The sequence below is a fragment of the Novosphingobium sp. BL-S-21 genome, assembly GCF_055521655.1.
Genome location: NZ_JBVFVP010000003.1, coordinates 154,128 through 174,307, shown reverse-complemented (window position 1 = coordinate 174,307; position 20,180 = coordinate 154,128). Strand labels below are relative to the sequence as shown.

The window sequence follows — 20,180 nt, the reverse complement described above, 5'->3', positions numbered from 1 at the left end:
ATCTTCCCCGAAGGTTGTCCCATCAGGGGAGAGAGCGGGTCAGAGCAAGGATTTGTCGATATAGAGCGGCATCGAATCCTCCCATTTGCTGTCGGTCAGCAGGCGCTTGTTGCGGCCATCGGCATCCATCACGTAGATCTGACCATATTGCTGGAAGGTGTTGTCGTAGAGTGCCGCCTCGTCGCGGAACCCGTGCTCGGACCCCGACCACATGACGCGGCCATCCGGCGCCCAGACGGCGTGGCCATCGCTCTGCTTGCCAGTGGTTAGTTCCTTGTAGTCGCTGCCATCCGGCCGGATAGTTGCGACCTGGAACGTCGTGCCGTCGACCTTGCGTGTGAAAACAATGCGTTCGCCATCGGGCGACCAGCCCGGCAGGTTGTCCAGCTCGCGCGTGAGGACCCGGACCTGCTGCGTTTCCAGGTTCAGGATACGGAGGCCACGCTCTCCGTCCTGGCCCCAAACCCGGAAGACGAGTTCCTTGCCATCTGCCGAGAAGCTGGGGAAGCCCGAATGAACGCTCCCGTCGGTCAGAGTTTCCAGTCCCGTGCCGTCCTTGCGCACCCGCACCACCACGGCCTTCGAGTGGGACCGCTCACCGAACCAGGTGCCGACGCCGAACGCGAGCCATTCGCCATCGGGCGACCAGCAGGGCTGGAACGCCCCGGCCAGCCCCTTCCTGACCATCTCCGGATCGAGCCCGGATTTTGTATTGTCGAACACCACGCGCCGCTCGGTGCCGTTCGGCCGGCAAGTGATGATGGAAGACGAGCCGGTCTGCTTCTCGGTGAAGGCCATCATGCCCTGGCGCGAGAGGATCGGGAACACGTCCATGAAACGGTAGTCGTAGTCCGGGTCCCAGCTGAACAGAGGCTTGTCGAGCTTGCGCACCGGGCGGAACGCCTGCACCTCGTAGATCACCGATTTGCCGTCCGCCGTCCAGAACGGCGCCCGCAGGCCCTGTCTCTTGAAGCCGAGCCGACCGGAAGTATAGGCGATGCCCTCGTCCGGGCCGCCCTTCACGACATAGCCGATCTCGTCGGCGTCGATCCAGTGCGGCGAGACCTTCAGCCCCGGTGAATCGGTGTGCTCGATCCTCTCGCCCGTCTCGACGTCGACCGAGACGATCTGCGAGGTCACGCGGCCGATCCATTCGGGACGGCGCGCGCCCCAAGTCGCCTCGGTGGAGAGTTCGTAGAAGGCGATGCGCTTGCCGTCGGGCGACCAGGTGGGCGATCCCTGGCACCACTCCTTGCGCGCGGAAACTTTCGCAAAGCCGGTCCCGTCCGGACGGATCCGATAAATGGCCAGTTCCTGGGTATGTTCCCAACCGTGCCCCTCATCATGCCCGCGCCAACCGGTGTTCTGATCCGACGAGAAGGCGATCCACTTGCCATCGGGTGACCAGGCGGGTCGGAAGTAGGTGTCGGGACTATCGGCCGCACCCTTCACTTCGCCGATACCGGTCAGCTGCTTCAGCTTGCCGGTATCGATGTTCATCAGCCAGATATTCGCCCTGTAGCCGTTGCGTGTCGAAACAAAGGCCAGCCACTTGCCATCCGGCGACAGGGCGGCGGCATCGTCCACGCTCGGTCCTCCGGCGATCGCCCTGACGCCGGTGCCGTCCCCGCTCGCCGTGAACAGGCTGGAGTTGCCATCGCCCAGTCGCTCCGAGGTGAACACCATGCGGGCGCCGTTGCGCGACAGCGCGACGTTGTAGTCGTAGGCGCTCTCGGCCAACACCTTGCGTTCTCCGCTACCGTCTGTGGCGGCGACGTAAAGCTCCGAAACCGAAGGGGCGATGCGGTTCATCATCATCACGCCCTTTTTTGCCGGAACCGGCTTGGCGATCCCGATCTGACTGATGAGGACGGATGCGGGGACGGCCGCCAGGAAATCTCTACGCTTCACTTCACTCTCTCCCCGCCAACCCGGTTCGCGTTTCTGGACAAGTTGCTTTCCCGGTACGGCCCCTTGCAAAGCCGTTTCCTGTGCAGACACTCGTGTTAGGCGACGCTTCGTTTCATTGCATCAGCGCCGTCGCCGAAATTATCGGCGCCGGTCGAGTGCCTATATCTGCAGGCTCCGCTTCCCGGACTACATCGAGGCCATACCGCAATTGCGCCCTGTGCGCCGGTCAGACCGGCACGCCGGTTCTCGGCATCATGAGGCAGGGCGGCGATTGATCGGGGGGGAAATTGTCCGATCCAATAAGGGTCGGAACCTGGGAGGAAAACCGTGAAGCATATCTCGAGATCACTATTCGTTTCGCTGCGCCAAGCGCTTCTATCGGGCGCCGCTTTCGCCGCCTGCGCGCCGCACACTGTCGCAGCGCAGTCGGCGGGGCAGCAGACCGCCGATGCGGGCGGGGTGGAGGAGATCATCGTCACCGCCCAAAAGCGCGACGAATCCGCACAAGACGTGCCGATCGCCATTACCGCACTCGGCGGCGAGCAGCTGAAGAGCGCCGGCGTGACCAGCACTCTGGATCTCAAGGCGGCCGTTCCCGCCCTCAATATCACGACGGGCACGGGCGGCATCGGACTTCCCCGCATCCGCGGCATCGGCGCCACCGGACAGGGACCGGGCATCGAGAACCCGGTCGCGGTCTATGTCGACGGCGTCTATTACGGCGCTTCGTTCGGTATCCTCCAGAACTTCTTCGACACCGACCAGGTGACCGTGCTCAAGGGCCCGCAGGGCACCTTGTTCGGGCGGAACGCCACCGGCGGCCTGATCCAGATGTCCACTCTCGGCCCCGATTTCGACTGGAACGGCAAGGCGGAGATTGGCTACGGCAACTACGATACGGTCCATTCGGCTGCTTATGTCTCGGGTGGACTGACCGATACCGTCGCGATCAGTCTCTCGGGTCAATACGACAACCAGCAGGACGGCTACGGCAAAAACCTGTTCACGGGCAACGACATCCAGACCAGCAGGTCGTGGGCTGGGCGCGCCAAGCTGCTCTGGAAGCCCAGCGAACTCACCAAAGTGACGCTATCCGGCGACTTCAACGGACGTAACGCGGCGGCGCCGGCCTTCCGTAACTTCACCACAAATGCCTTGGGCCAGAATGTGCCGGCGCAGATCGAGGCTCTCGGCGGCGATCCACATCGCGACATCCTGGCGGACGTCGATCCTAACATGACGACGCGCGCCTGGGGCACCAGCCTGACTGTCGAGCAGGACCTTGGCGGCGTTTCGTTCAAGAGCATTACCGCCTACCGCCATTCCGAATTCAACTACAACTTCGATCCTGACGGCACGACCGCGAAGCGCATCGTCGTGGACAACCATCTCTACGACAAACAGTTCACCCAGGAGATCAACCTCGTCTCCGAAGGTGACGGCCCGTTCAAATGGGTGCTGGGCGGCTTCTACATGCACGGGAACGCCGGTAACGATGGATCGCGCACCACCGGCCTCTTCACTTTCGGCAACAACGGCTATGTCGACGATTACAATTCGATCAAGCTGGACAGCTATGCCGGCTTCGCGGAAGGAACCTACAGCTTCGGCGAGAGCACGCACCTTATCGCCGGCATCCGCTACACCAGCGACAAGCGCAACCTCTCGGCCTACGATGTCTCGTTCAACGGCAATGTGCCTCCGGCCGGACTGAAGACAACCAGCGACACGGTCAACGAGGCCAAGACGTTCAGCAAAGTCACCTGGCGCCTTTCGCTCGACCACCGCTTTTCGCCCGAACTGCTTGCCTATGCCAGCTATAACCGCGGCTTCCGATCGGGCACTTTCATCACCCAATCCGATCCTATCGTCCTGCTCCAGCCGGAAATCGTCGACGCATACGAGTTGGGCCTGAAATCCGACTTGTTCGGCCGCCGCGTGCGCTTCAACGTGTCCGGCTATTTCTATGACGAAAAGAACATCCAGGTCATGCAGGTGATCTCGGGCGCACAAACCGTCTACAATGCCGACGGCGCGCATATCTACGGCATCGATGCCGACCTTACGTGGCGAGTGACCAACGATTTCCGCCTCTTCGGTGGCTTCAACTGGACACATGCCCGCTATACCGACTTCGAGACGGCCGTGATCACCACGCCTTATCCGCTGCCGACCGGCTTCACGATCCCGGCGGGCCAGACCTGCCTTGGCACCAATGGCAGCCCTTATGCCCAGCTGGGCGGCAATTGCCTGCTGATCGGGGACGCTTCGGGCAACCGCCTGCAAAACACGCCCACTTTCACCGCTTCGGTCGGCGGTGCCTACGACTTGCGGACCGGTATCGGCAAATTCACCCTTGCCGGCAATTTCTACCACAACTCAGGCTTCGTCGGTTCGCCGGATGAGCGCGTGAAGCAGAAGTCGTACGAGACGCTGGATGCCTCGCTGACATGGCGACCTGCAAGCGAAAATCTCTTCGTGCGCCTCTGGGGCAAGAACCTGACCGATACGTTCTACTGGAGCCAAATCGGAGCCACCAACAGCGGCGACAACGGCACTTATGCAGCACCGCGCACTTACGGGGTAACGGCAGGCTTCGAGTTTTGAGGAACGGAGGGGGGACCGGCACGGTCCCCCCTCACGTCAGGCATCCTGCTTCAGCGCAGTCAATTCCCGGCGGGTTTCCATGTATTTCGGCAGCACGCCTTGTGCATAGGCGGCGAAGATCGGCAGCCCTTCGACGTCCACCCCTGCCACCGCCGCGTAATGGGCGATGATAGCGTCGGAATCCTTCATGAAGCGTCCCGGCTCATATTGGACGGCCGGAAAAGTGACCTTGTCGAAATGAGCCGCGAGGTCAGCGCGGATCGCAGCTTCCGCATCGTCTCCCTGGGTGAAGATGCGCTGATCGAACCGCTCCAGCAAGCCGGCTTCCAACAGGAATATCCGCAGCTTGAGGCAGTGGGGACAAGTGGACTTGAGATAGAGGACAGGTCGGAATGCTTCGATCATGGCAGGTCCTTTCAACGGTCCGTAAACGACACCGAGGTCGGTTTGCCAAGCTCCAGTCGATTGCCGGTTGCCTTCAGACGACCACTGGACCTGTTCACCGCGAAACTCGCCAGGTTCCCCGATCCCTGATTGGCCACCACCAGCCATTTGCCGCTGCCGCTAAGTGCGAACCCCCAAGGCACTTTCCCGCCGCAATCGATATTCTGCACCAGGGCGAGCGCACCGCTACGCGCTATCGCATAGACCTGGATGCGATCCGCCGCACGGTTGCCGGCGTAGAGGAAGCGCCCGTCGCGGGAAACCGCCAGTTCGGAGCCGCTGGGCGGGCCGCTGTAACCGGCATTATCGAGGGGCTTTCGCGACAGTTCCGTCAGTTTGCCCTTACCCGGCTCCCAGCCATAACTGAAGATCATGCCCGTTATCTCGGCCATGAGGAACGCGAGGCGTCCATCCGGCGCGAAGACAATATGCCGAGGTCCCGATCCCGCCGGGAGTTGGACGAAGGGGGCATCGGCAGGCTCCAGCTGGCGTGGTCCAGGCTGGACCCGATAGACGAAAACCCTGTCAGCACCGAGATCAGGGGACAGAAGATAGCGCCCGGAAGGATCCAGCGTCACGCCGTGCGCATGCGGACCTTTCTGCCGGCGGTTCGGCCCGGTGCCGCTATGTGCGGCGATGCTTGTCGGTGCTGTGGCCAGCCTCCCGTCGTTGCCGACGGAGATCGCCGCGACTTGCCCAGTGCCGTAATTGGCCACGAACAGGGTTTCACCCGCAGCACTCAGGGCCAGGTGCGTCGGTCCCCCGCCGCCCGATGCGCCTTGTCCGTTCGCTCGCAACATGCCCGTTTCCTGGTCGTAGGAGAAAGCGAAGACGGCGCCGTCGCTTTTGCCGTCGTTGCCCACCTCGCTCACCGCGAACATGCGCCGATGCGCCGGATCGGCCAGGACCCAGGTCGGCTTGTCGACTTGCGCCATCACGCCGAGCGACTTGAGGGACCCGTTCGCGGCATCGAGCCGGATCGCGACCACCCCCTCGCCCGGCCCGCTCGCCTGGGTGCCGACATAAGCCAAAGTCTGCGCGACCGGCCCCGACTCCAACTGACAGCCGGAGAGCAATAGCCCGGCAATTCCAGGGACCAACAAAGACTTTGGTTTCATGGCGCCTCTCTCCGAATGCAAACTGTTTGAATCGCCAAAGGTAAACCACCACCGGAACCGTGGACAGGATCGTACTCTCGAAACCTATCGGAGGGCGCTCGATTCATAGCGCCTGAGGAAAGGCCTGCGGCCGATTTAACAAGCCAGAGTTACAATTCTATAATGCTGATCTTATTCGGCGCCGACCAAAACTGATATCCGCAGACATCCTGGACCATGCGATCAGCGTCTCGAACGTTCGGGACGGAACGACGCGCTGCAAGGGCGCGCGCCGCGAACGATATCGGGAAGGAATATGATGAACACCAGAATCCTGACGTGCGGCCTGCTGGTAGGCGTGAGCACCCTGGGCCTGGCAATGCCTGCTCTCGCACAATCGGGCGCGGCTTCGGAAGGCACTTCCGCAGAAGTCGAACCCGCGTCGGAACCGGCCGCTCCCTCCGCTGCCGACATCATCGTCACCGGTTCACGCGTATTACGCAACGGTTCGGCCAGCCCCACGCCGCTGACCACGGTAACCACTGACGCGCTTATGGCGGCTGCGCCTTCAGGCTCGATTTCGGACGCGCTGAACAACCTCCCGGTCTTCTCCGGCTCCCGCAATTCTTTCAGTAACCCAGGTTCCAATGCCACGGGTGTGCAAGGCGGTAACGGCGCGGCCAACGTCCTCAACTTGCGCAACCTTGGCGCCTATCGCACGCTGGTGCTGTTCGACGGCCATCGCATTCCGCCTACGCTCTACAACTCCACCGTCGATGTCGACCTTATCCCTCAGGAACTGATCCAACGCGTGGATGTGGTAACCGGCGGTGTTTCGGCCGTCTACGGGTCGGACGCGGTCTCGGGCGTCGTGAACTATGTGCTTAACCGCAAGTTCAACGGATTCCAGGCCCATGCCGAAGCGGGTATCTCGCAGCGCGGCGACGCCGCCAACCGGGATTTCGGCGGCGCCCTGGGCTTCGACGTCGGTTCCCGCGGGCATTTCGAGGCAAGCGTCCAGCACCGCGAGAATGACGGCATCCTGAACCGCGCCACGGCGCGAAACTGGGACAATCTGGCTGCATTGCAGGGCGCTGGGACAGCGGCCAATCCCTATACGCTCGCCACGAATGTCCGCCTGAGTAACTATGCCTTCGGCGGCTACATCACGTCCAAGGGCGCATTTTCCGGCCAGCAATTCGCGTCCGACGGCGTAATCGGCGCGTTCGACAGGGGTACTGCGACAGGGTCGTCCTGCTGCCAGATCGGCGGCGACGGCGCCTACCAGAACAGTTCGATGATCTCCCCCTTCCAGGGCACCCAGATTTTCGGCCGCTTCGACTATGATCTGACCGACGATGTTCATGTCTATGTCCAGGGCGCGGCGAACCTGAAGAAGAATACCTCCTACACCGGATGGAATCAGCTTCAGGGCCTGACCTTCAGCGCCACCAACGCCTACCTTGCGCAAGACTATCAGGATGCCTTCGCGGCGGCAGGCCAGTCGACTTTCACGATGAACGAGATCTGGAACGGGGCGCCGCGTATCCAGGCTATGTCCAAGACCCGGCAAATTTACCTGAATGCCGGGATTGAAGGCAAACTGGGCGCCTTCGACTGGAACGGCACTTACACCCATGGCACCTCGCGCCTGAAGACCACGATCAGCAACCTGCCCAATGCCCAGCGCCTTGCCGCCGCGCTCGATGCCGTCACCGATCCGGCGACCGGCCAGACCGTCTGTCAGGCCAGCCTGACCAATCCGTCTGCTTATGGCGGCTGCGTGCCGCTCAGCCTGTTCGGCCCGACCGCCAGCAGTGACGCCGCGCTGGACTATGTGCTGGGCAGCGTGGGCTTCCTCACGCACACGAAGATGGATGCGGCCGACGCCTCGATCAGCGGCCCGGTGTTCGACAACTGGGCGGGCCCGGTTAACGTCGCACTTTCGGGAGAATGGCGCAGGATCTCGTTCGACGCCGCCAGCACCACTTCACCCACCGACTATGCCGACTGCACGGGTCTGCGCTACAATTGCACCTCTACCACGACGCTTTATCCCACGACCTTCCCGAACAGCGACACCGTCTCGCAAAGCGTGAAGGAAGCCGCGATCGAGGTGGAATTCCCACTGTTGCAGGACGTCGCCTTCGCCAAGTCGCTCGCGCTGAACGGCGCTGCCCGTTATACCGACTACAGCACAAGCGGCCACTACACGACGTGGAAGCTCGGCGGCGTTTGGGAAGTGAACGATGACCTGAAGTTCCGCGGCACACTCTCCCGAGACATCCGCGCGCCCACGCTCTATGACTTGTTCCAGCCGGAAACGGTGGTCACCGGGTCCTTCGTGGACACGTCCACCGGGGCAACCGTCTACGTGCCGTCCATCAACAACGGCAACACCGCTCTGAAGTCCGAAGTAGGGCATACCTATACGTTCGGCGGCGTCTACAAGCCCCATTTTGTGCCGGGCCTTACCCTTACGGTCGATTACTATCACACAGTCGTCGACGACGCGATCACGACCGTTCAAGGCTTCAACGCCGCGATCCAGAACGCCTGCTACTCCAGCAATGGAACCTCGCCTTATTGCTCGCTGATCCAGCGTGACGCAGCGGGCAACGTAACCGCCTTCTATATCCAGCCGCAGAATATCGCCAAAGTCCGCACTTGGGGCATCGACGGAGAACTGGACTACAACACGTCGCTTGCCGGCCGGCCGCTCGGCCTGCGACTCCTGGTGAACTATCAGCCGCACATCTATTATGAGCAGCCGGGCATTCCCACGATCGATCAGGGCGGTGCGGGCTGGGGCCAGAACGGACTGATGCCAAGCCCCAGCGTGCAACTGGCCGGCTTCCTGAGCTATCAGCTGACGGACGGCGTAAAACTCGATCTCTTCGAGCACTATCGCAACAAGTTCCGCCGCAGCGGCGTGGCCACGCAGGTGTTCACGGACCCTTACGTCAAGAGCTATGCCACGACCAACCTGACGCTGACTTTCGACACCGGCTCCGCCTGGAAGATCGCCGACAGCTCATTGTACTTCAGCGTCTCCAACCTCTTCGATGCCAAACCGCCGCTCAGCGGCTACTACAGCGGAACCACTTCGGCGGGACAGTCCTACGAATTCTCCGACGACCCCACCGGCAGAGCGTTCGTGATCGGGTTCAAGGTCAAGGGTTGAGACCTGCCCGCGCAGGCGAACAGGAGGCGATCATTCGCGCTATCTCGAACATAAAGGCGGCCCTAGGCGCGGCACTCATCCTGCTGGCGTGCCAGCAGGGTACCGCTGCACGTGCCGAGGGCCCGGAGACAGCCGCGCCCCGCACCGGTTTCGTACACTTGGCACGCGGTGTGCCGGCCGTGCTCTACGAGCCTGCCAATATCGGCCCCAAGGCCGAAACGGCGGTGTTCGTGATGCACTCTTCCGCTGACTACCTGAGCTTTTCGGCCTGCACCCAACTCTCCCGGCGCGGGTACCGCGTGCTTTGCGCCAATAACAGTACGAGCAAGTCCGGCATTTCCAATGACGGCATGCTCGATCGGGTCCTGCTGGAAGCAAAGGCAGGTATCGCCTGGCTACGCAAGGTACCCGGCGTGAAGCACGTTGTGCTGTTGGGCCACAGCGGGGGCGGCACAGTGATGAGCGCTTACCAGTTCATCGCGGAAGGTGGCACGAACGCCTGCCGATCGAAAGAGAAGATCTGGAAGTGCCCGGATACCTTGGCGGACCTTCCTCCCGCGGACGGGCTCATGCTGATCGACTCCAACTGGGGGCTGGCAGCGATGACGTTGTTCAGCATCGACCCTGCCGTGCGCGGCGAAGATGGGGGGATGGCCACCGATACTCGGCTCGACATGTACGCGCCCGCCAACGGCTTCCGGCCGACCGGCTCTGCGTATGGTCCCGTCTTCACGCGGCGGTTTCTCCAGGCCGAGGGTGCCCGAAACATTGCCCTCCTATCGGAAGCCCAAGGCCGGCTGGCCGCCGTCGCCGCTGGCAAGGGGCCCTACGAGGACGACGCCCCCTTCGTCGTGCCTGGCGCAATCCTGCTCGGCAGCAACAACAAGCTGTTCTCGCAGGATGTCGCGCTCATGGCGCATACCCGCAAGGCCTGGCCCCTGCTTCATGCCGGCGGCCGCGAGACGACCGAGATCGTCCATACCGTGCGCGTGCCCCAAAACACCCGCAGCCAGACTCCCTCGCTCATGCAAGGCGCCTTGAAGACGACCTTGCGCAACTACCTCAATTCCTACGCAATTCGAACTGGACCCGGCTTCGGCTACGACGAGACAAGCGTGCACGGTGTGGACTGGACTTCCACCTATGCCAGCCCGCCGGGCAACGTGCAGGGTATCAAGGTGCCCCTGCTGGTGATGGGCATGACCGGGCACTGGGAATACCTTGCCAGCGAGACGCTCTACCAGCTCTCGCATAGCCCGGACAAGTCGATCGCCTTCGTGGAAGGTGCGACGCACATGTATGACACCTGCAAGGAATGCGAGCGCAGACCCGGCGAGTTCGGCGATACCGAAAAGACGACTTACGATCATATCGACAGCTGGTTGAGCAAGCCCGGCCGCTTCGCAGCGGTGCATTGAGGTTCCAGCCACGGAAGAACAGGAATATGAAGATGACCATGAAAACCGGTCGTGCCCTAGCGCATTGCACTGTTCTGGCAGCGGGAGGTTTTGCTCTGGCGGTTTCCGGCGTGGCGTGGTCTCAGGACGCTTCCACGCGGCTTTCACCAGATGCTGCATCGACCATCGGCCACGACCCGCAGCTTCTGATCGCAGCGGTCCCCGCCCGGGTCGGCGCAGCCTTGAAAGTGACCAGTCCGGCATTTCCAGCCGATGCGAACATGCCCTTGATCAGCACGCAATATGGCGAAAACCGCTTTCCCGGCCTTTCATGGTCGAAAGGCCCCGAGGGTACGCGCTCTTATGTCGTGGTCATGCAGGGCATGCCTGCAGAAAGCGACGCGGGCCGGGCCGTAACCAGTATTCACCTCGTGCTCTACAACCTCCCTGCTGGAACCACGACGCTTCCCGAGGGCATGACGCAGGCACCTGCCGGCGCGGTTTACGGGCCCAATGTCCACGGCCCCGCCGCCGCTTATGCCGGCCCCCATACTCACGACGCCAACCGTCACGCCTATCACACGCAAGTGTTCGCGCTCGACATCGTCCTTGCCCGCGGGGACGGCCAGAGCTTCTCGGCACTCAAGGCAGCCATGACAGGGCATGTGCTGGCCTCGGGTGATCTCGTGGGCTACGCCGCGAAACCGGCGATGGCAGCGGCTCAGACCACGGGAACGCCGATCCGGGTCGAGACCGGCCTTCTCAGCGGTATTCCTGGCCGCGATCCCTCGATTTCTGTCTACAAGGGCATTCCCTATGCCGCCCCCCCGGTCGGGCCGCTGCGCTGGCGTGCGCCTGCTGCGCCCCTTGCCTGGCAAGGCGTACGCAAGGCCGATGCCTTTGGGCCGGCCTGCCCGCAGCCCGGCGGAGACATGGCGCAGGGCATGGCACAGAGCGAGGACTGCCTTACGCTCAACGTCTGGACGGCGGCCGCGCCGAGCAGCGGTGAAAAGCGGCCGGTCTACGTCTGGATCTATGGTGGCGGCTTCATCGGCGGTACCGGAGCAAGTCCTGAATTCGACGGCGAAGGGCTGGCGAAGAAGGGCATCGTGGTCGTCACCCTCAACTACCGTGTCGGGGTTCTCGGCTTCCTTTCGACGCCGGAACTCAGCCGGGAATCCGGGCATGGCGCCTCGGGCAACTACGGATTGCTGGACGACATCGCCGCGCTCAAATGGGTGCAACGCAACATAGCCGCTTTCGGCGGCGATCCTGCGAAAGTGACGATCGGGGGGCAGTCCGCAGGGGCGGGATCGGTCGGTTTCCTCTCGATGTCACCCCTCGCGAAAGGCCTTTTCCGCGCCGGGATAGCCGAAAGCCATGCTCGCTATCCCCGCGATACCGAGCTACGCTATCTGTCGGTTTCCTGGCGCTCGCTTGCCTCGGCAGAAAAGTCCGGCACGCAGTACGCTGCCCAGCACGGTGCCAGCACCCTTGCAGAGCTGCGCCAAATGCCCTGGCAGCAACTGATCGAGGGCAGTTCCGCGATCGATCCCGACGTGGAGACCGGCAGCGACGGCAAACCACCGCTTTTCCGGCCGGTAGTCGACGGTTGGGTGATCCCAAAGTCCTATTGGGATACGTATCAATCAGGCAGCCAGAACAAGGTTGCCTACGTGGCGGGCAACAATAAGGACGAGACCGGCGCGGTCCCCGAAACCGCCTTTGCCGTGCTGCGCGCCCGCACGACCCCGCCTCGCGCTGGCATGCCCCAGACTAGCGTCACGGTCGCTCAGTTCCAGGCTGCGGCGCGTCGCAAGTTCGGCCCCCTCGCCGATGATTTCCTCAAGCTCTATCCAGCCTCCACGGATGCGGAGGCGGCGCTGCAGAATAATACTTCGGCACGGGATAATTCGCGGATCTCGACCTGGCTTTGGGGCACCTTGTGGCGCCAGACCAATTCTCTGCCCCTCCACACTTATTTCTGGACCCACGCCCAACCCGGACCGACCCACGATACGCGCGGCGCCTTCCATGGCTCTGAGATCCCCTATGCCTTCAACAGTCTGGATGCGGTCGACCTCCCGTGGACGCGCGAAGACCGCCAGATCGCGGACACGATGTCATCCTATTGGGCTAACATTGTGAAGACTGGAAATCCCAACGGTCCCGGGCTCCCACAATGGCCGGCCTGGAGCGCCCAGCTGCCACAGGTCATGGAGTTGGGAGATCATTTTGCCCCAATGCCTTTGGCGTCTTTAGAAAAGATCGACTTCTGGAAACGGTTCTATGCGACCCAGACGCCTTGGTAAGCTGGCCGACGAATTGGAAGCGGCAGTCTGGTTCGGGCTATAATTCGACTATTTGATATTTGATCGTCCCGCTATCTGGTCATGGCCCACCGTGGGTGGTGTAGGAATCGTCGATGACAATGAAGGACAGTTTACCGGGCGCAGATCAATTGCCTCCATCAGGGTAAGACTGGCGCGGCCTCACCGGATAGCCCAAAGGCGCTTGCGATAATCGTGGGAAAGCCTGTAATTGTGAGTGAATTCGCCGTTATAGCCGCCCTCCAAACGTCCCATGACGCATTGCCGTTGCCTGCCGACTGTCAATGTCGGCATGCCGGCCCCTTGAAATAGTCGCGGAGCCGGCATGCTGCTCAGATTTCGTTACGCTCCGATAAAGTCAGCGCATCGTCGATATCCACGCCGAGGTAACGCACGGTATTCTCGATGTTCGAGTGGCCGAGTAAAATCTGCACCGCTCGCAGGTTACCGGTCGCCTTGTAAATGAGCGAGACTTTTGTGCGCCGCATCGAGTGCGTGCCGTATTCCCGCTTGTCCAAGCCGACCGTCGTAACCCATTCGTCGATGAGGCGCGCGTACTGCCGCGTGCTCATGTGACCGAGATAATCGACACGGCTCGGGAAAACAAAGTTGTCTACGTTCCAACCGCGTCTGTCCAGCCAAGCCGTCACGCTCCTTCGCGCTTCCGTCATGATTTCGAACTGGACGGGCTTTCCGGTTTTCTGTTGGATAACCGTCGAGCGGCTACGAATGCTCCCTCGACTAACAATATCACCAATCTTGATTTTCACGAGATCGCAGCCGCGTAGCTTGCTGTCGATAGCAAGGTCAAATAGCGCACGATCCCGCAGTCGCTTATTCTCGTCGAGGTAAAACCGGATAGCCCAGATGTCGCGTAACTTCAGCGGACGTTTTGGCCCCACATTCTGGCCTGCGTTCCAAGGGCGCCGCTCATGAACGGCAGGATCTAAGTCTGAATGTCCCATGGCGCTTCTCCATTGGCATCAACTGCCAGCCGGAGTATACTCCATTGAAGCATGGCTCGAGGGGCAAAAGCACTTATTCCGCCGACAGAGCGGTAGTAGAGCACGTGATCTCGGATCCCTGATAGCTGCCGTTGGTTCTCCCCGTTATGGATGAACCTGAACAACCCGGCGTGAGCCCAAACCGTGTTTGTCAGTCTGAACGCGAACCACGAGTCTTGGCTAGCGAGCCGTTCGCGATCATAGCGGTAGACAGCCAAGAAGCGGGCAGTTTTATAATATTTTGGTCGGGTAACTCTTCTCAACAGTGAGTAATAGCGTCATCAAGCCCTCCTTGGAGCGAACTTATCACAACTCCATCATGCATGTTTCGGTTCAGTGCGAAGATGAGTGTTGGCGGATAAAGGGCTTATCCGCCCCATTCGGCTCATCGTAGTCGAACAACCTGGAGATCGCTCCAATACTCACGGCGTAACAATTGGGAAGTTGCCCAAAGGCCCGTCAAACAGGCTGGCGAAGCGCCGCACCAAGGCGTAATCGTCTGACCCAAGGATGGAATGACCATCACCTGTCAATTCCGCAAAGAACTGAGCGGCTGAAAGCTTCAAAATCGGCGCGCCGCTAAGCGGCGCGTCGGCCTCTTCATGGATAAGCACCGAGTTGCGCACTTGCACGATCTGTCGTTTTCCAGTCGCCGGGTCGACGATGGTGAAGGCAAGCTTCACGCCTTTTGCCCGCTCGGGCACCAGTCGCACCGCGATGGTATCCAGCAACAGGTCGGTGGGCAGACCCTGTAGCCCGGCGAAAGGCGAGGCCCGTTTCGGCTCAAGCGGACCGCGTCGCAGTTCGACTGCGGCCTCGAGATAGCCGTTGCGCCAGGTTGCACTCTCCGCCTGATAGGCAAGTTGCTCGTACAGATCGGCCAGCACGAGCTGGGCATTGCGGTTTTTCGGATCCGCGAAGACCAGCTTGTTGAGCAGTTCGACCGCCCAGCGATTGTCGCCCTTGTCGATCGCGGCTTTGGCCAGTGCCAGAACGTGCGCATCGCCGCCGAGCGCATCGATATAGTGGTTAGCGCCTTCGGTCAGCGTCATGGGATCGAGGTTGGCCGGATTCCCGTCATAATAGCCCATGTAGCGCTGGTAGACGGCCCGGGAATTGTGGCTGAGCGTGCCGTAGTATTCGTGATTGTACCATTTGGCCGCAAGGCTATCGGGATACTGGAGGGTGCGCGCGATCTCGGGCCCGGTGAGGCCGTCGTTCATCAAGCGAACGCTCTGGTCGTGCAGGTATTCGTAAGCGTCGCGCTGGTTGCCCAGGTAATCAACGATCTTCTCCTGTTCCCAACGGGGCCAGAAGTGCGAGGTGAAAAGAACCTCGGTGCGACCACCGTAGCGGCTGATCGCCTCTGTCAGTGCATTTGACCAGCTCTTGGTGTCGCGCACCAGGGCGCCGCGCGCAGGCAAGGCGTTGTGCAGCGTACCGTTGGCATCCTCGGCCAGGCACAAGGCTTTGAGCTCGGGTAGATAGAAAAACATCTCCGCCGGAGCCTCGGTATTCGCAGCCATCTGGAACTCAAAGCGCAATCCGTCGATCGCCAGCGTTTCGCCGGTCTGCTTGATATCGTGGTTGGGAATGATCGGCAGGCGAGCGCGTGGTGTGGCAGGAACCTGGCCCGGCTGCGCCTCGACCGGCTTGATCTGCGGACCGAGACCCAGGTTGACGTTGCCGGTAGCCGTAACGGGAAGTCCAAAGCCGAACTGGAAGGCAGCCCGACGGATCATCGCCGGGCCTGCGATGACCGCTTCCCCAAGAATCTCCTTGATGAAGCCTTCCGGTGCAATCACCGGCACGTGCCGGGCCGCGACTTCCTCATCGGATATCACCGCACGCACGCCGCTATAGTGATCAGTGTGACTGTGGGTGTAAATGACGCCCGTGACCGGCTTTTTTCCGAGATGCTCGTAAACGAGTTTCATCCCCGTGTAGGCTTCAGCGTCGTATCCCGGGTCCACGACGATATAGCCCGTATCGCCTACAATCACCGTCATATTGGAGATGCTGAATCCGCGGATCTGATATATCCGTTCAGCCACTTTGAAGAGGCCATGCTTCTGCAGCAATTGCGCGTTGCGCCAAAGGCTCGGGTTCACCGTATCGGGCGACGCTTGACTGAAGAAGGCGTCGCTATCCAGATCCCCGACGACTTGACCATCCGGATTGCGCAGCTTGCCATCCGCCACGGTCGCAATGAAGCCGCGCTGGACCAGATCATAATCTTCGCGATCGCTCGTCGGTAGCGTCTGTGCGAAGGTGTTGAGACGCTCACGGGTCACGGCGCTGGCCGGCTTTCCAGCGTTCACCGTAGCCCCAACTTCGGGCGCGCCACCGGGCGCGGCTTCCTGAGACAGGGCAGGCACCGCCAACAGAGCAAGAACGGCGGTTGAAACGGCACAAACACTGCGATTACGCATGATATCCTCTTGAATTTTCAAGCAATGATGGAAGACCGGTTGACGGCGGCGATCTCAAGGTAAGGAGAGGCGCGCCGTGCAATCGGCCCGCCTCTCCCACACTCCGCTTGCCGGTAGAATTTACGCCTAAATCAGGGCTTGGACGATTGGCCCGTGGCCGCCTCAGGAATTGCCACGCCTTTCTGCGCGGCATAACGGCCCCAGTCCGCAACAAGCTCTTCCAACTTGTCCGGATATCTGACGGCCAGATCCGTGCTTTCTGCCGGATCGGTCGCAAGGTTGAACAACTGCCATTTGCCCTCGCCCACGCCGTCACGAGGATAGGTCGAACCGGAAGTCGGCAGGTAGACGGCTTTCCAGTCTCCCTTCCGAAGCCCCCGTCGGAAAAAGAGTTCGGTGCCGACAGGCTCGTCGGGGGTTCGAACCTCGGCAGATTTCTCGGCGAGCACCGGCACCAGGCTATGCCCCTCGAACGGCAGGATCGCGCGGCCCTTGAACGTTGTCGGCTGCGCCAGCCCGGCGAGGTCAAGCAGCGTTGGCGCGATATCGGTGACACTCAGATTCCCACGGGCGACACGATTGCCGACGACGCCCTTGCCAGCGGCAAAGGCACTGACCCGGGTACCGCCCTCGGTCGGATAGCCTTTGACCAGCCAGGAAGGGGTACTGTTTGCCTGCGCCCATCCGGCGCCGTAGCCCACATATGAAGTGGCATTCCCGATATTCTCGAGACTATTGTCGATGCCCAGCTTTTTGGCCCCGCCGGGAACTCCGCGAACCTGAAAAGGCGCATCAATCTCACTGCCTTCCGGGCCGTTGTCCGATAAGAAAACGATGACGGTATTCTCGTACTGGCCGGTGCGCTTCAGCTCAGCAATCACGCGGCCCACATTCTGGTCCATGCGATCGACCATGGCCGCATAAACTTCCATCTTTCGCGCCTCGAGCGCCTTTTCGTCGCTCGTCAGGCTGGCCCATGGCTTCACTCCGTCAAGGGGATGGGGCTGCTGGTCGAGTGCGACCAGGCCGAGCTTCTTCTGCCGCTCAAGACGTTCGGCGCGAAGCACTTCATAACCGGCATCGTAGCGGCCCTTGTACCTCGCGATCGTTTCGGCCGGGGCCTGCATGGGCCAATGCGGTGTGGTGAACGTAAGATAAGCGAAGAAGGGACGTGCATCTTTCGCACCGCCATCCAGGAAGGAGATCAGCTGATCGGCAAAGTAGTCCGCGGAGTAACGTCCGACGGGAAACCGGACCAGCTTTCCATCCGCCCGGTAAAGCGTGTTCGCCTTGGCCTTCTTCCACGCGCCGTCCTGATCGGCCCCGAAATGATTGCCCAGCCCCTGCAGCAAGGCAAAGGAATGTTCGAATCCGCGCGCCGCTGGGCCGCGATCCTCGGTCAAGCCAAGGTGCCATTTGCCAGACATCAACGTGCGATAGCCGCCCTGCTGTAAAAGCTCGGCTATCGAAGCTACGCGGTCGTTCAGATAGCCTTCGTAGCCCGGCCGGCCTGCAAGTGACGGCGATAGCGATTCCGCCATGGTGCCGATCCCCGCTTCATGATTGTCCACTCCGCTCAGCAGCATGGAGCGGGTGGGCGAACACGTCGGCGCGGTATGGAATCCGGTGAACCGAACGCCGCTGGCGGCAAGCGCATCGAGGTTCGGGGTTGCGATTTCACCACCAAAGGCGCCCAGATCCGACCATCCGAGATCATCGGCCACGATCACCAGGAAATTGGGCCGGGAAGCCTCACGCTCGGCCGAAGGTCTGCCCAAGGGCGACTGATTTACCGGTTCCGCCAGGCTCGTTTGCGCCATAGCGATGGGAGACATCAAGGTGCTCACAAGAGCTGCGGCGATCAAGGCGGCCTTTCCGGTCACGTCGGTTCCGTTCTTAGCTATGTATGACGCGGCAACCCTAACCACGCGCTGCACGGTAGCCTAAAAAGATTTCTCAACTAAATTAGTAGAGAAACTTCTCCAAGCCCGGCTATCGCGATCCTCGCGCCCAATCTCAGGAAATGCACCGGGTGAAACGCTTGGCGCTGGCGGCGCTTGTCCCAGCCTTAAGGGACGACCAAGAGCGAATCTTGCATACACGAACGCGGGATGGCGGCCATTCCGCCGCCCCGGCGTCGGCTTCCGGTCCCGACCCATGGGGACAATCGGCGTCAGTGCGCAGCAACCCAATCCTTGAGAGCTGCATCGATCCGCGACTGCCAACCGGGGCCGCTGGATTTGAAATGCTCGATCACCTCGGGCGAAAGGCGCAGTGTGGTGCTGACCTTTTTCGGGGCCCTCTGCGGACCGCGTGCGCGAATCGTCTTTGCGAGGTCCGGGAAGGCCTCAGCGAAAGGCTTCGCCTTCGCGAAGTCCTCGGCTGTCCATTCAGGGTTATTGCTGACCGCATCCATATCGGCTTGGGTGTATCCGGGAGCGGCATGTTTCGGGTCGGTCATGACAGGAGCCTCCGTTCCGTAATGCTGGCCGGGCGGGCAGAGATGATCGAAACGCCTTCGGTGCCCAGCACAGCGAAAATCACCGTGATCGTGCCGTTCATCTCACCAATGGCGGCAAAGCGTCCGTCCTTCGCAGGGGTAACCAGAGCGAGAGGAAGAATCCTTCGCCCACATCAGCAAAGTCGATCCCGTGCTTGACGAGGTTCGCTTGCCGTTTGGGCTCATCCCAAACGATGATCATAGCTTTTTGTAGCTACAATTTGATCTGTGGTCAATCGATTCTCGTAACTGCAGTTCGCTCTTGGCGTCGGGATTTGAAGCCCGACCGCGCCCGCCGACAAAGCCGACATACAGTGTCTTATTCGCGCGCCATGAAAGCCGCCATTTGTTCATCTAGCCACTAGCGACCATTAACGGCCAACCTATGGGCCAAACTGGCATAGATGGCGTCAATCGCCTTCCTCAAAATTTGGCCTTCGTTACCGCAGTCAGAGGTGACCTGAAGAATCTGCACACTGAGATGATTGAATTTCCTGCCTGAGAGCAGCCAGGAAGGCTACGAAACAGGAGCACAGAATGAGCAGACAGCCCAGCGCGATCAAGAGCGAGGAGACGCCTGCGTCATCGAAAGCGACTCACGCATCCGTATCGCCTTTGCGTCAGACTGCCCCAATGCAACCGTGTTGAAAGATATCGCTACTAGCCTCCGGACTGCACCCAGATAGTTTGCGCGGCCGTGCCGCCCAAAGCCCGAGACCTCTCCCTTCAACTTCGAAAAGCCCCTTGATCTCGCCGCGGTGAAAAACGCAGGTGGGGGCGTTCACCTGGTGTAGTATTCGCGTCATGCAATTGGCGGATTTCAAGTTCACCGTCATAAATTTCCGGGAGTCCAGCACCTCCTGCCTTTTCTGTGACAATTGTCTAACGAGATTACTGCAATAAACTCCGAACCCGTTCCTCAATGCAAGCAGGGAACAGAACATAAAATTGGTGAACTTCTCCAGCTTTCCAATCATCAGTCGCGTCTCGAAGAATTTCCAAATAGACTCTCAAATCTTCATTTCCTATTGAAGGAAGCTCCTCGTGAATAAGGCATATTCTCTCTTCCTCAATCCAGCTGAGGTCCCTTAGGCAGTCAAAGAGAGCATTCCAATTTTCTCCAAAGTACGCCGGAAATTTCAGAGATTTAGCGACTTCGTCCAGAAGCCTATCAGCGTCAAAAATCGCTGACCCAACGATTCCTTTGAAAGAGCCTTGCAACTCCGGGTGATCGTCGCAGTCTGTAAATATAAACCTTGGTATGCTCATCACGG

General features: G+C 60.8%; 12 protein-coding genes and 1 pseudogene. 4 read left to right on the top strand and 9 right to left on the bottom strand.

Going from position 1 to position 20,180, the window contains the following annotated elements; translation table 11 throughout:
• Positions 1-39: 39 nt before the first annotated feature.
• Positions 40-1,911, bottom strand: coding sequence for a hypothetical protein (locus ACZ1J6_RS23200; protein WP_465128663.1), 1,872 nt, complete (start codon positions 1,909-1,911; stop codon positions 40-42).
• 327 nt (positions 1,912-2,238) lie between these two features.
• Here ACZ1J6_RS23200 and ACZ1J6_RS23195 point away from each other — a divergent pair, with 327 nt between their 5' ends.
• The gene (locus tag ACZ1J6_RS23195) at positions 2,239-4,518 is read left to right on the top strand and encodes a TonB-dependent receptor (RefSeq protein ID WP_465128662.1); all 2,280 of its coding nucleotides are present in this window, start codon (positions 2,239-2,241) and stop codon (positions 4,516-4,518) included.
• A 36-nt stretch (positions 4,519-4,554) separates the two neighbouring features.
• Here the strand turns inward: ACZ1J6_RS23195 and ACZ1J6_RS23190 are convergent, their stop codons facing one another.
• Together ACZ1J6_RS23190 and ACZ1J6_RS23185 are read right to left on the bottom strand one after the other, a co-directional pair.
• Positions 4,555-4,923: a glutathione S-transferase N-terminal domain-containing protein gene (locus tag ACZ1J6_RS23190; protein ID WP_132269584.1), complete on the bottom strand. Its 369-nt coding sequence runs from the start codon at positions 4,921-4,923 to the stop codon at positions 4,555-4,557.
• An 11-nt stretch (positions 4,924-4,934) separates the two neighbouring features.
• The gene (locus tag ACZ1J6_RS23185) at positions 4,935-6,080 is read right to left on the bottom strand and encodes a lactonase family protein (RefSeq protein ID WP_465128661.1); all 1,146 of its coding nucleotides are present in this window, start codon (positions 6,078-6,080) and stop codon (positions 4,935-4,937) included.
• 298 nt (positions 6,081-6,378) lie between these two features.
• Here ACZ1J6_RS23185 and ACZ1J6_RS23180 point away from each other — a divergent pair, with 298 nt between their 5' ends.
• From ACZ1J6_RS23180 to ACZ1J6_RS23170, 3 genes are all read left to right on the top strand, one after another.
• Positions 6,379-9,243: a TonB-dependent receptor domain-containing protein gene (locus tag ACZ1J6_RS23180; protein ID WP_465128660.1), complete on the top strand. Its 2,865-nt coding sequence runs from the start codon at positions 6,379-6,381 to the stop codon at positions 9,241-9,243.
• Positions 9,244-9,401: 158 nt separating this feature from the next.
• A complete protein-coding gene (locus tag ACZ1J6_RS23175; RefSeq protein ID WP_465128659.1) occupies positions 9,402-10,661 on the top strand; it encodes an alpha/beta hydrolase family protein in 1,260 nt (419 codons plus the stop codon).
• Between the two features lie 26 nt (positions 10,662-10,687).
• Positions 10,688-12,952, top strand: a complete 2,265-nt coding sequence (locus ACZ1J6_RS23170) for a YbhB/YbcL family Raf kinase inhibitor-like protein (RefSeq protein ID WP_465128658.1) — start codon at positions 10,688-10,690, stop codon at positions 12,950-12,952.
• A gap of 350 nt (positions 12,953-13,302) precedes the next feature.
• On the opposite strand, the gene ACZ1J6_RS23165 is transcribed toward ACZ1J6_RS23170, so the two are convergent.
• The 6 genes and pseudogenes from ACZ1J6_RS23165 to ACZ1J6_RS23140 all read right to left on the bottom strand — a co-directional run bounded on the left by ACZ1J6_RS23165 (position 13,303) and on the right by ACZ1J6_RS23140 (position 20,175).
• Positions 13,303-13,935, bottom strand: coding sequence for a tyrosine-type recombinase/integrase (locus tag ACZ1J6_RS23165; RefSeq protein ID WP_465128657.1), 633 nt, complete (start codon positions 13,933-13,935; stop codon positions 13,303-13,305).
• Positions 13,936-14,396: 461 nt separating this feature from the next.
• Positions 14,397-16,427, bottom strand: a complete 2,031-nt coding sequence (locus ACZ1J6_RS23160) for an alkyl/aryl-sulfatase (RefSeq protein WP_465128656.1) — start codon at positions 16,425-16,427, stop codon at positions 14,397-14,399.
• 110 nt (positions 16,428-16,537) lie between these two features.
• A complete protein-coding gene (locus tag ACZ1J6_RS23155; protein WP_465128836.1) occupies positions 16,538-18,241 on the bottom strand; it encodes an arylsulfatase in 1,704 nt (567 codons plus the stop codon).
• A gap of 338 nt (positions 18,242-18,579) precedes the next feature.
• Positions 18,580-18,867 (bottom strand): BrnA antitoxin family protein, encoded by a 288-nt coding sequence (locus tag ACZ1J6_RS23150; protein ID WP_465128655.1) that lies wholly within the window; start codon positions 18,865-18,867, stop codon positions 18,580-18,582.
• Positions 18,864-19,108, bottom strand: a pseudogene (locus ACZ1J6_RS23145) (BrnT family toxin). Before ACZ1J6_RS23145 ends, ACZ1J6_RS23150 begins: the two are co-directional and overlap by 4 nt.
• A gap of 689 nt (positions 19,109-19,797) precedes the next feature.
• The gene (locus ACZ1J6_RS23140; RefSeq protein ID WP_465128835.1) at positions 19,798-20,175 is read right to left on the bottom strand and encodes a barstar family protein; all 378 of its coding nucleotides are present in this window, start codon (positions 20,173-20,175) and stop codon (positions 19,798-19,800) included.
• Positions 20,176-20,180 lie beyond the last annotated feature (5 nt).

Bases quoted from the DNA above. Each gene is read 5' to 3' on its own strand.
- ACZ1J6_RS23190 (WP_132269584.1), bottom strand. From the start codon at position 4,923: ATGATCGAAGCATTCCGACCTGTCCTCTATCTCAAGTCCACTTGTCCC.
- ACZ1J6_RS23185 (WP_465128661.1), bottom strand. From the start codon at position 6,080: ATGAAACCAAAGTCTTTGTTGGTCCCTGGAATTGCCGGGCTATTGCTC.
- ACZ1J6_RS23180 (WP_465128660.1), top strand. From the start codon at position 6,379: ATGAACACCAGAATCCTGACGTGCGGCCTGCTGGTAGGCGTGAGCACC.
- ACZ1J6_RS23170 (WP_465128658.1), top strand. From the start codon at position 10,688: ATGAAGATGACCATGAAAACCGGTCGTGCCCTAGCGCATTGCACTGTT.
- ACZ1J6_RS23165 (WP_465128657.1), bottom strand. From the start codon at position 13,935: ATGGGACATTCAGACTTAGATCCTGCCGTTCATGAGCGGCGCCCTTGG.
- ACZ1J6_RS23155 (WP_465128836.1), bottom strand. From the start codon at position 18,241: ATGTCTCCCATCGCTATGGCGCAAACGAGCCTGGCGGAACCGGTAAAT.
- ACZ1J6_RS23150 (WP_465128655.1), bottom strand. From the start codon at position 18,867: ATGACCGACCCGAAACATGCCGCTCCCGGATACACCCAAGCCGATATG.
- ACZ1J6_RS23140 (WP_465128835.1), bottom strand. From the start codon at position 20,175: ATGAGCATACCAAGGTTTATATTTACAGACTGCGACGATCACCCGGAG.